The organism is Streptomyces sp. WAC 04229 (assembly GCF_003947455.1).
Classification (GTDB): domain Bacteria; phylum Actinomycetota; class Actinomycetes; order Streptomycetales; family Streptomycetaceae; genus Streptomyces.
Genome location: NZ_QHJH01000235.1, coordinates 1 through 10,680 on the forward strand (window position 1 = coordinate 1; position 10,680 = coordinate 10,680).

Sequence of the window (10,680 nt, forward strand, 5' to 3'; positions counted from 1 at the left end):
GGGGACGGGGTGCCGCCCGCGGCCGGGGCGTCCTGCGGGCCCGCCGTCGGACGGCGGAAGACGAAGGTGCTGCCGCCCCGGTCCTCCGCCTCGCCGGACGCGGGCTCCGCCGGGACGTCCGCCCGCGCGGCACCGGCACCCGCACCGGAACGCGCGTCGGCGGGGGCGGCCTCAGCGGCCGCCCCCTCCTGCCGGGCGTGCGGGATCCTCGGGTCGGTCCCCTGCGCCGGGCCCGGCCAGGCGACGGACCGGCCCGGGGCGTCGGGGTGCCCGGAGCGCTGGGCGCGGTCGGCACCCCAGGCCGTCGCGGGTTCGGGACGGCTGCCGTGCTGGGACGCCGCGGGCGGCTGTTCCGCGACCGGGTCCTCGTCGAAGAAGTGCGGGCCGGTCTCCTCGACGGAGGCCGAGGCCGAGGCCGGCGCGCCGGGCGGCGGCACGAGCGGCTCGCCGTCCTTGGGGGCGGGCCGGCTGGTGCCCGACACCCAGGAGGCGCCGTTCCAGTACCGGACATATCCAGGAATGGACGGGTCCGGGTAATACCCTTCGCGGGGCCTGTCGTCGCCGGGGGCCGGGGTTGGGGCGCTCATGTCCGTCGTCCCGTATCTGCTCGGGGGTTGATAGAGGGGCACCAAACATCTATCAGACGGGCGCAATCCGCACCGCCGGCCCCGCCGGACCCACCCCTTTCCGGGCAACCTCGTGCATGGACCTTCACACCTGGGACAGAGGTGGTGGGAAAAAAGTTCCGCGAACCCGCGTAACGCTCGCGGCTCCGGCCGCTCTCACTCGTGCGGGCCCGCTCCGGGCGGCCCGTGCGGATCCGTACGAGAGAGGAACAACCCGCCATGCACCCCACCGTCGTGGAACGCGAACTGGAGCTGAGGCTCATCCTGTCCCCCGAACACGGCATCGCCGTGCCGGCCCTGCTCGGCTACCACACCGACGACCCCTACGCCGTGCACATCACCTTCCACATCGACTCCGGTCACCCGGTGCACTGGACGTTCGCGCGCGAACTCCTGGTGGAGGGGGTCTTCCGGCCGTCCGGGCACGGGGACGTGCGGGTGTGGCCGTCGAAGGCGGAGGGCCGCAGCGTCGTACTGATGGCACTGAGCAGCCCCGACGGGGACGCCCTTCTGGAAGCGCCCACGCCACAGGTGTCCGCCTGGCTGGAGCGGACGCTGCGCGCCGTGCCGCCGGGCACCGAGGGCGGGCAGCTCGGCATCGACGACGGACTGGCCGAACTGCTCGCCCGGTGAGCCCCGCCGCGGGTCAGAAGAGCTTGCCGGGGTTGAGGATGCCCAGCGGGTCGAAGACGTGCTTGACGGCCCGCTGCATCTCCAGTCCCACCGGGCCGATCTCGCGGGCCAGCCACTCCTTCTTCAGGACGCCCACGCCGTGCTCGCCGGTGATGGTGCCGCCCAGCTCCAGGCCGAGGGCCATGATCTCGTCGAAGGACTCGCGGGCCCGCCGCGACTCGTCGGGGTCCCGCGCGTCGAAGCAGACGGTGGGGTGGGTGTTGCCGTCGCCGGCGTGGCAGCAGACGCCGATGGTGAGGTCGTACTTGGCGGCGACGCGCTCGATGCCCGCCAGCATGTCGCCGAGCCGGGAGCGCGGCACGCACACGTCGTCGATCATCGTGGTGCCCTTGACCGCCTCCAGCGCCGTGAGGGACAGGCGCCGCGCCTGGAGCAGGAGTTCGGACTCGGCGGCGTCGTCGGCGGGCACCACCTGGGTGGCACCGGCGGCCTCGCACAGCGCGCCGACCGCGCCGAGGTCGGCGGCGGGGTCGTCGGTGTCGAAGGCGGCCAGCAGCAGGGCTTCCGTGGTCTCCGGCAGACCCATGTGGGCGAGGTCGTTGACCGCCTTGACGGTCGTACGGTCCATCAGTTCGAGGAGGGACGGCACGTGGCCGCCCTCCATGATCCGGCAGACCGCGTCGCAGGCGGCGGACGCGGAGGCGAACTCGGCGGCCAGCACCAGCTGCTCGGGCGGCTTGGGGCGCAGCGCGAGGACGGCCCGTACGACGATGCCGAGGGAGCCCTCGGAGCCGACGAACAGGCGGGTGAGGTCGTATCCGGCGACGCCCTTGGCGGTGCGGCGGCCGGTGGACATCAGGCGGCCGTCGGCGAGGACGACGTCCAGGCCGAGGACGTACTCGGCGGTCACCCCGTACTTGACGCAGCACAGGCCGCCGGAGGCGGTGCCGATGTTGCCGCCGATGGTGCACATCTCCCAGCTGGAGGGGTCCGGCGGGTAGTACAGGCCGTGTGCGTTCACCGCGTGGGAGAGCGTGGCGTTGACGACGCCCGGCTCGACGACGGCGACGCGGTCGACCGGGTTGATCTCCAGGATGCGGTCCATCCTGGTCAGCGAGAGCACCACGCAGCCGTCGGTGGCGTTGGCAGCGCCGGACAGCCCGGTGCGGGCGCCCTGCGGGACGACCGGGACGCGCAGCTCGGTGGCGGTGCGCATGACGTGCTGGACGTCCTCGACGGTACGCGGCAGGACGACCACCGCGGGGACGCCGGACGGGCAGAAGCTCGCCATGTCGTTGGCGTAGGAGGCCGTGACGTCGGGGTCGGTGAGCACGGCCTCGACGGGCAGCCCCGCGAGCAGCCGCTCGACGAGGGCGCTGGTGACCGCCGGGGCTCCGTCGGCTCCGTCGGCTGCGTCTCGAGGCGCTTCGATACGGCTCATGATCACAGGTTCGCACCCGGGGCCATCGGTGTGAACCCCGTGGACGCCGCCCGGCGCAAGCACGGTGTGCTCGTCATATGGGCGCACAGTGGGCGCCATGGAGATCGAACACGGGTGGCGTTCCCGCCGCACGCGCCGGGTGCTGATCGCCTCGGTCGCCGGAGCCGTCGTACTCGGCGGGGTCCTGGTGCTGCTGCCCCGGGAGGGGGACGACGCTTCCCCGCCCGCGCCGGGGCCCGCGGCCGTGGCCCGGGGGGCGGTGACCACCGGGGTGCCGGCCGCGCTCCCGGACCTCGCGGTGCTGATCGGGGACCGGGAGTCGCACCTGCGGGCGCATCCGCTGGACGGGGTGTCGTGGGCGGTGCTGGGGACGGCCTACGTCGAGCAGGGCCGCCGGACGGAGTCCTTCGCGAACTGGGCGAAGGCCGAGAAGGCGCTGAACACCTCACTGAAGGTGGGGGCGGAGCGCAACCCGCAGGCCCTCGAGGGGCTGGCGGCGCTGGCGGTCGCGCGCCGGGACTTCCCCGCGGCGAAGACGTGGGGCGAGCGCGCGGCGAAGGCGGCGCCGAAGCGGTGGACGGCGCACGCGGTGCTGATCGACGCCTACACCGGGCTCGGCGACCACAAGGGCGTCGGCCGCGCCCTGGACCGGATGCTGGAGCTGCGTGCGGGCACACCGGCCGTGAAGGCGCGGGCCGCGGCGGTGTACCGGGACCGGGGCTGGCGGGAGGACGCGGCGGCGCAGATCTCCGACGCGGCGGCCGCGGCCCAGGCGCCGGCCGAGCGGGCCGCGTATCTGGAGCAGGCCGGGCGGCTGGCGTTCGAGCGCGGGGACCTTCAGGGGGCGCTGCGGTTCTTCCAGGAGTCGCTGCGCACCGACCCCGACCAGCGGGCCGCGCAGGCCGGGCAGGGCCGGGCGATGGCGGCGCTGGGACGGACGACCGACGCACTGACCGCGTACCAGGCGGCGCTGGCGAAGCGGCCGAGCCCCGAGTACGCCCTGGAGCTGGGCGAGCTGTACGAGTCGCTGGGGCTGGAGCAGGCCGCGCGGGTGCAGTACGACCTGCTGCGCGCACGGGTGCGCGGAGCGGAGGCGGCCGGGGCCGACGAGGAGCTGGTACTGGGGCGGTTCGAGGCGGACCACGGGGACCCGGCGGCCGCGGTGCGGCGGCTGCGGACGGAGTGGGGGCGGCAGCCGGGGACCGCGGTCGCCGACGCGCTGGGCTGGGCGCTGCACCGGAGCGGTGAGCACGAGGAGGCGCTGGAGTTCGCGACCCTCGCGACGGACAGCGAGAAGGGCGGTGGGGTGCGCAGCGCGCTGTACGTGTTCCACCTGGGTGTGATCGAGAAGGAGCTGGAGCGGTACGGGCCCGCGCGGCGGCATCTGCGGGAGGCGCTGGTGATCAACCCGCACTTCTCGCCGCTGGGGGCGCCGGAGGCGGAGCGGGCGCTGAAGGAGCTGGGCGAGCCCTCGCAGGAGGGCCCGCCCGGCTGACGGGTCCGGTGGCGGCGTCCGTCAGAGGTTGCCGCGCTTCTCCTGCTCGCGCTCGATCGCCTCGAACAGGGCCTTGAAGTTGCCCTTGCCGAAGCCCATCGAGCCGTGCCGCTCGATCATCTCGAAGAAGACGGTCGGGCGGTCCTGGACCGGCTTGGTGAAGATCTGCAGCAGGTAGCCGTCCTCGTCCCGGTCGACGAGGATCTTCAGCTCGCGCAGGGTCTCGACCGGCACCCGGGTCTCGCCGGCCCACTCGCCGAGCGTGTCGTAGTACGAGTCGGGGGTGTCCAGGAACTGGACGCCGGCCGCGCGCATGGAGCGGACGGTCTGCACGATGTCGTTGGTGTTCAGCGCGATGTGCTGGACGCCGGCGCCGCCGTAGAACTCCAGGTACTCGTCGATCTGGGACTTCTTCTTGGCGATCGCGGGCTCGTTGATCGGGAACTTGACCTTGAGGGTGCCGTCGGCCACGACCTTCGACATCAGCGCGCTGTACTCGGTGGCGATGTCGTCGCCCACGAACTCCTTCATGTTCGTGAAGCCCATGACCTTGTTGTAGAAGCCGACCCACTCGTTCATCCGGCCGAGTTCGACGTTGCCGACGCAGTGGTCGACGGCCTGGAAGGTGCGCCGGGCGGGCGGCTCGACCATCGGGTCGGCGGCGGCGTAGCCGGGCAGGTAGGGGCCGTCGTAGCCGGTGCGCTCGACGAGCGTGTGGCGGGTCTCGCCGTAGGTGGCGATCGCGGCGAGGACGACGGTGCCGTGCTCGTCCTTGACCTCGTGGGGCTCGGCGAGCGAGCGGGCGCCGTGCTCGACGGCGTACGCGTGGGCGGCGCGCGCGTCCGGCACCTCGATGGCGAGGTCGACGACGCCGTCGCCGTGCTCGGCCACGTGCTGGGTGAGGAAGGTGCCCCACTCGGTGGACGGCTTGATCACCGAGGTGAACACGAAGCGGGCGGAGCCGCTCTCCAGGACGTAGCTCGCGGTCTCCCGGCTGCCGTTCTCCGGTCCGGAGTAGGCGACCAGCTTCATGCCGAAGGCGGTGGAGTAGTAGTGCGCGGCCTGCTTGGCGTTGCCCACGGCGAAGACGACCGCGTCCATTCCCTTGACCGGGAAGGGATCGGCCTGCCGGGCGGTGTCGGGAGTGTGGTGTGTGGTCTGCGTCATAGCCGCAGGTTCTCCCCTGCCTGCAAGGTGCGCAATAGTTCGCGTTTTCAGTGGGCAACCTGACTAGTGAAACGACGGTCGGTGCGGGCGATCTGTACAGGATGACTAGCGGGGATGACTAGCCGGGATGACCGGCCGGGAGGGTGCGGGTATGGCCGGTGTGGCGGGTGCGGGGATCGATCGGCTGGACGGGCGGATCATCGGGCTGCTGGCCCGGGAGCCGCGGATCGGGGTGCTGGAGATGTCCCGTCGGCTCGGGGTGGCGCGGGGCACCGCGCAGGCCCGCCTCGACCGGCTTCAGTCGAACGGAGTCATCCGCGGCTTCGGTCCCGAGGTGGACCCGGCGGCGCTCGGCTACCCGGTCACCGCGTTCGCGACGCTGCAGATCCGGCAGGGTCAAGGGGCCGATGTGCGGGCGCACTTGGCGACCGTGCCGGAGGTGCTGGAACTGCACACCACCACCGGTACCGGGGACATGCTGTGCCGCCTCGTGGCCCGCTCGAACGCCGATCTCCAGCGTGTGATCGACCTGGTCGTCGGTTTTGATGGCATCGTCCGGGCCTCCACGGCGATCGTCATGGAGAACCCCGTCCCGCTGCGGATCATCCCGCTGGTGGAGCAGGCGGCCGAGGACACCGGCAGAGGCGACTGAGACCGACCCGATCCCGGAGGTGAGCGGAGGTGAACTTCTGGGACTTCCTGGGCAGCCGCCACCAGCAGCTGCTCGCCGACGCCTACCAGCACGCCAGCGCCGTCTTCCAGTGCATGGTGGTGGCGACGCTGCTCGGGGTGCTGATCGGCGTGGTCACCTACCGCAGCGAGTGGGCGGGAAACCTGGCGACCCTGTCCACGTCGACCATCCTCACCATCCCGTCGCTGGCCATGATCGGTCTGCTCATCCCGATCGTGGGTCTGGGCGTGCCGCCGACGGTGACGGCCCTGACTCTGTACGGGCTGCTGCCGATCGTGCGGAACTCGATCGTCGGCCTGCGCGGGGTCGACCCGGCGCTGGTGGACGCGGCCACGGGCATCGGTATGTCGCGCCCGGCCCGGCTGCTGCGGGTGGAGCTGCCGCTGGCCTGGCCGCCGATCCTGACCGGCATCCGGGTCTCGACCCAGATGCTGATGGGCATCGCCGCGATCGCCGCCTACGCCTCGGGTCCCGGCCTCGGCAACGAGATCTTCCGCGGCATCGCCTCGCTGGGCAGCAAGAACGCGCTGAACCAGGTACTCGCGGGCACGCTCGGGATCATCATCCTGGCTCTTCTGTTCGACGCCGCGTACGTCCTGCTCGGACGCCTGACCATTCCCAGGGGGATCCGTGCCTGAGACGACCGAGCCCACCGCCGCGCCCGAGGGGGACGGCACCGCCACCCGGGCAACCACCGGGGCGACCATCGAGCTGGAGTCCCTCACCAAGCTCTATCCCGGCAACCCGCAGCCGGCCGTCGAGAACGTGTCGATGGAGATCAAGGCCGGTGAGATGGTCATCTTCGTCGGCCCGTCGGGCTGCGGGAAGTCCACCACCCTGAAGATGATCAACCGGCTGATCGAGCCCAGCGGCGGACGCATCCGCATCAACGGCGAGGACGTCACCGACATCGACCCGGTCAAGCTGCGCCGCAAGGTCGGCTACGCGATCCAGGCCTCCGGTCTCTTCCCGCACATGACCGTCGCCCAGAACATCGCCCTGGTGCCGCGGATGATCGGCTGGTCGAAGGCGCGGATCAAGTCGCGGGTGGAGGAGATGCTGGACCTGGTCGGTCTCGACCCCGGGGAGTTCCACAACCGCTATCCGCGCCAGCTGTCCGGCGGCCAGCAGCAGCGGGTGGGCGTGGCGAGGGCGCTGGCGGCTGATCCGCCCGTCCTGCTGATGGACGAGCCGTTCGGCGCGGTCGACCCGATCACCCGGGACCACCTCCAGGACGAGCTGATCCGGCTCCAGCACGAGCTGCACAAGACGATCGTCTTCGTCACCCACGACTTCGACGAGGCGATCAAGCTGGGCGACCGGATCGCCGTGCTGCGCGAACGCTCCCACATCGCGCAGTTCGACACCCCGGAGGCCATCCTCACCAACCCGGCGGACGACTTCGTCTCCGGTTTCGTGGGCGCGGGTGCGGCGCTGAAGCGGCTGAACCTGAGCCGGGTGCGGGACGTGGCGATCACCGACTACCCGACGGTGACCGTGGAGGACCCGCTCCAGCACATCTTCGACCGGCTCCGGGACGCGGGCACCAACGAGATCCTGCTCCTCGACCGGCGCGGCCGGCCCTACAAGTGGCTGCGGCGCGGCGACCTGATGCGGGCCAGGGGTTCGCTGGCGCGGGCCGGGACGCTGGTCCACGACACGGTGACCCGGGACGCGACGCTGCGGGACGCGCTGGAGGCGGTGCTCACCGACAACGCGGGGCGGGTCGCGGTGACCGGGCGGCGCGGGGAGTACACGGGCGTCGTCGACATGGAGACGCTGATGAACTCCGTGCACGAGCTGCTGGAGGCCGACCGGCTGGACGCGCTGGAGCACCGGCACGACCTGGAGGAGACCCGGAGCGAGCAGACCCATGCCGAGCAGGAGGGCTTCGGGGGGATCGGGGGCCGGGCATGAGCGGTTCCTCCCGCTCCCCCGGCGGCCGGCGGCCCGGGGGCGAGCACGAGGCCGGCGGCGTGGCCTTCCGGGCCGACGCCGGGGACGTCGCCGCGGATGAGGCGGAGCACGAGGCCGAGCGGGAGCCCCAGCGCGCGTCCACGCAGGCGGCGCAGCTCCGGGTCGGCTGGCGGAAGCTGACCTTCCTGCCGGTGGCCGTGATCGCCGTACTGCTGGCGACCTGGCTGTGGTTCCGCCAGGCCGACCTGGACGCCCTCAGCCGGAACGCGCTGTCGAACGGGCAGGTCACCAAAGCACTGTGGCAGCACGTGCAGCTCACGGTGATCTCGACGTTCTTCGTGCTGATCATCGCGATCCCGCTGGGCATCCTGCTGACCAGGCGGATGTTCCGGAAGGCGACGCCGGTGGCGATGGCGTTGGCCAACATGGGCCAGGCGACCCCCGCGATCGGTCTGCTGGCGCTGCTGGTGATCTGGCTGGGCATCGGCCGCCGGGCCGCCCTGATCGGCATCATCATCTACGCCGTGCTGCCCGTGCTCTCCAACACCATCGCCGGCCTGAAGGCGAACGACCCGACGCTCCTGGAGGCGGCCCGCGGCATCGGCATGTCCCCGCTGGGCGTGCTCACCCGGGTGGAACTCCCCCTGGCCGTCCCCCTCATCCTGGCCGGTGTGCGCACGGCGCTCGTCCTGAACGTCGGTACGGCGACGCTGGCGACCTTCGGCGGGGGCGGCGGCCTGGGCGTGCTGATCACCACCGGCATCACCAGCCAGCGGATGCCGGTGCTGGTGCTCGGCTCGATCCTCACCGTGGCGCTCGCGCTGCTGGTGGACTGGCTGGCCTCGCTGGCGGAACTGCTGCTGCGGCCGCGGGGCCTGGAGGTGGGGACATGAGACGGCCCCGAGTCGGCTCCGTGAGCAGGCGTACGTGTCTGATGCTGGCCGCAGCCGTCCTGGTGGCCTCCGCCGGGTGCGGGCTGACCAGCGGCTCCCCCATGGTCGACGACGTGGGCCCCGGCTCGATCGGGCGGGGCCGGCCGCTGGCCGACGCCGATCTCACGGTCACCTCCAAGGAGTTCACCGAGCAGCTGGTACTGGGCGCGATCATGGGCATCGCCTTCGAGGCGGCCGGTGCGGAGGTGCTCGACCGCACGGGCATCCAGGGCTCAGTCGGCACCCGGGCGGCGGTGGAGAACGGCGACGCGGACGCCACGTACGAGTACACGGGCACCGCCTGGATCACGTACCTGGGCAACAGCAAGCCGATCCCCGACCCCCGGCAGCAGTGGCAGGCGGTGAAGGACGCGGACGCGAAGAAGGGCCTGACCTGGCTGCCGCCTGCGCCGATGAACAACACGTACGCACTGGCGATGAACCAGGCGAACTACAAGAAGTACGGGACGAAGACGCTCTCGGAGGTCGCCCGGCTGTCGAAGTCGGACCCGGGCGCGGTGACGCTGTGCGTGGAGGGCGAGTTCGCCAACCGGGCGGACGGACTGCCGGGGCTGGAGAAGGCGTACGGGATGTCCCTGCCGGCCGGGAACGTCACACAGATGGACACCGGCATCATCTACACCCAGACCGCGAAGGGCGCGTGCACCTTCGGCGAGGTCTTCACCACCGACGGCCGGATCAAGTCGATGAACCTGGTGGTGATGGAGGACGACCGCAAGTTCTTCCCGAACTACAACGCGGCCCCCATGGTCCGGACCGCCACCCTGAAGGCCTGGCCCGCGATCGCCTCGGTCCTCGACCCGGTCACGAAGGCGCTGACCAACGACGTCGCGCAGACCCTGAACGCGAAGGTCGACGTGGACGGCGAGGATCCGCACCAGGTGGCGCTGGACTGGATGAAGGAGAAGGGGTTCGTGGTGGAGGGGTAGCACTTCTCAGCAAGCGGGGACGTCACCCTTGCCGGCCTCCAGGGCCTTCAGCGAGTCGACCGCACCCTTGAGGGTGGTGACAGGGATCAGCCGCAGGCCCTTCGGCAGTTCGGCCTGCGCGTCGGAGCACTCGGCCTTCGGTACGAGGAACACGGTCGCCCCGTCCCGCCGCGCGGCCTGCGTCTTCAGCGGCACGCCGCCCACCGCGCCGACCTTGCCGCCGGTGGTGATGGTGCCGGTACCGGCGACCACCCGGCCACCGGTGAGATCACCGGTACCGAGCTTGTCGACGATGCCGAGGGAGAAGAGCAGCCCGGCGCTGGGCCCGCCGACGTCCTCCAGCCGCAGGTCGACGTCGATGTCCTCGTCGCCGAGGCGCAGGTAGTCCAGGGCGGCGGTGGTCGCCGCGTCCTGCGACTCCTTCATCTGCTCCTGGTTGTACTGCTCGATCTCGCCCACGTCGTCGCCGCTCGGGTAGACGGCGTCGCGCGGCATCACGGCCCGGTCGGTGTCGAACCAGCTCCCCAGCACGTCACCGAGGTGCACACTCGCGTCCGGCCCGGTCGCCTCGATGGTCGTCATCCGCAACTGCCCGCTGGTCTCCCGCGTCGGCGCGCCCTTGATGGTGATCACCTCGGCCCCCTGGTTCTTCCCCAGCACGTCCGCCGTCAGCCCGGGCTGCGCCACGGAGAACGGCAACGGCGCGAAGAGCACGGCAGCGAGCAGCCCCACGACGGGGACACCGCAGGCGGCGAGGAACTGGGGGCGGGAGAGACGTGAGAGCACGGGGTCAATCTAACGCGGGGGCGCTGCCGCTCTGGGTGGGGG

11 protein-coding genes are annotated in these 10,680 nt (G+C 71.8%); 7 read left to right on the forward strand and 4 right to left on the reverse strand.

The window, feature by feature from the left end; all coding sequences use genetic code 11:
- Positions 1 to 587: DUF2510 domain-containing protein (locus DMH12_RS40090; protein ID WP_260474450.1), on the reverse strand; the 587-nt coding region annotated here is incomplete at its 3' end.
- A 258-nt stretch (positions 588 to 845) separates the two neighbouring features.
- On the opposite strand from DMH12_RS40090, the gene DMH12_RS34370 reads away from it, so the two are divergent.
- On the forward strand, positions 846 to 1,259 hold the full coding sequence (locus DMH12_RS34370; protein ID WP_125495257.1) for an SsgA family sporulation/cell division regulator: 414 nt from the start codon (positions 846 to 848) through the stop codon (positions 1,257 to 1,259).
- Positions 1,260 to 1,272: 13 nt separating this feature from the next.
- Here the strand turns inward: DMH12_RS34370 and DMH12_RS34375 are convergent, their stop codons facing one another.
- A complete protein-coding gene (locus DMH12_RS34375) occupies positions 1,273 to 2,706 on the reverse strand; it encodes an FAD-binding oxidoreductase (protein ID WP_399189849.1) in 1,434 nt (477 codons plus the stop codon).
- 91 nt (positions 2,707 to 2,797) lie between these two features.
- Between DMH12_RS34375 and DMH12_RS34380 the strand changes: the two genes are divergently transcribed.
- The gene (locus DMH12_RS34380) at positions 2,798 to 4,195 is read left to right on the forward strand and encodes a lipopolysaccharide assembly protein LapB (RefSeq protein ID WP_185832723.1); all 1,398 of its coding nucleotides are present in this window, start codon (positions 2,798 to 2,800) and stop codon (positions 4,193 to 4,195) included.
- A 21-nt stretch (positions 4,196 to 4,216) separates the two neighbouring features.
- Here DMH12_RS34380 and hppD read toward each other — a convergent pair whose 3' ends face one another.
- The gene (gene hppD, locus DMH12_RS34385) at positions 4,217 to 5,362 is read right to left on the reverse strand and encodes a 4-hydroxyphenylpyruvate dioxygenase (protein ID WP_125495259.1); all 1,146 of its coding nucleotides are present in this window, start codon (positions 5,360 to 5,362) and stop codon (positions 4,217 to 4,219) included.
- Between the two features lie 151 nt (positions 5,363 to 5,513).
- Here hppD and DMH12_RS34390 point away from each other — a divergent pair, with 151 nt between their 5' ends.
- From DMH12_RS34390 to DMH12_RS34410, 5 genes are read left to right on the forward strand one after another with little or no spacing between them, the layout of a single operon-like run.
- Positions 5,514 to 6,014, forward strand: a complete 501-nt coding sequence (locus DMH12_RS34390) for an Lrp/AsnC family transcriptional regulator (protein ID WP_163016249.1) — start codon at positions 5,514 to 5,516, stop codon at positions 6,012 to 6,014.
- 29 nt (positions 6,015 to 6,043) lie between these two features.
- Positions 6,044 to 6,691: an ABC transporter permease gene (locus DMH12_RS34395; protein WP_122619839.1), complete on the forward strand. Its 648-nt coding sequence runs from the start codon at positions 6,044 to 6,046 to the stop codon at positions 6,689 to 6,691.
- Entirely contained in the window at positions 6,684 to 7,970 is a 1,287-nt protein-coding gene (locus DMH12_RS34400) for a betaine/proline/choline family ABC transporter ATP-binding protein (protein WP_125495260.1), read from the forward strand. The genes DMH12_RS34395 and DMH12_RS34400 overlap by 8 nt, the downstream gene beginning before the upstream one ends.
- Positions 7,967 to 8,863: an ABC transporter permease gene (locus DMH12_RS34405; protein WP_125495261.1), complete on the forward strand. Its 897-nt coding sequence runs from the start codon at positions 7,967 to 7,969 to the stop codon at positions 8,861 to 8,863. Before DMH12_RS34400 ends, DMH12_RS34405 begins: the two co-directional genes overlap by 4 nt.
- Positions 8,860 to 9,852, forward strand: a complete 993-nt coding sequence (locus tag DMH12_RS34410) for a glycine betaine ABC transporter substrate-binding protein (RefSeq protein WP_260474451.1) — start codon at positions 8,860 to 8,862, stop codon at positions 9,850 to 9,852. Before DMH12_RS34405 ends, DMH12_RS34410 begins: the two co-directional genes overlap by 4 nt.
- Positions 9,853 to 9,858: 6 nt before the next feature.
- Here the strand turns inward: DMH12_RS34410 and DMH12_RS34415 are convergent, their stop codons facing one another.
- Positions 9,859 to 10,638, reverse strand: a complete 780-nt coding sequence (locus DMH12_RS34415; RefSeq protein ID WP_125495262.1) for a S16 family serine protease — start codon at positions 10,636 to 10,638, stop codon at positions 9,859 to 9,861.
- Between the last annotated feature and the right edge of the window lie 42 nt (positions 10,639 to 10,680).

Bases quoted from the DNA above. Each gene is read 5' to 3' on its own strand.
- DMH12_RS34390 (WP_163016249.1), top strand. From the start codon at position 5,514: ATGGCCGGTGTGGCGGGTGCGGGGATCGATCGGCTGGACGGGCGGATC.
- DMH12_RS34370 (WP_125495257.1), top strand. From the start codon at position 846: ATGCACCCCACCGTCGTGGAACGCGAACTGGAGCTGAGGCTCATCCTG.
- DMH12_RS34380 (WP_185832723.1), top strand. From the start codon at position 2,798: ATGGAGATCGAACACGGGTGGCGTTCCCGCCGCACGCGCCGGGTGCTG.
- hppD (WP_125495259.1), bottom strand. From the start codon at position 5,362: ATGACGCAGACCACACACCACACTCCCGACACCGCCCGGCAGGCCGAT.
- DMH12_RS34410 (WP_260474451.1), top strand. From the start codon at position 8,860: ATGAGACGGCCCCGAGTCGGCTCCGTGAGCAGGCGTACGTGTCTGATG.
- DMH12_RS34405 (WP_125495261.1), top strand. From the start codon at position 7,967: ATGAGCGGTTCCTCCCGCTCCCCCGGCGGCCGGCGGCCCGGGGGCGAG.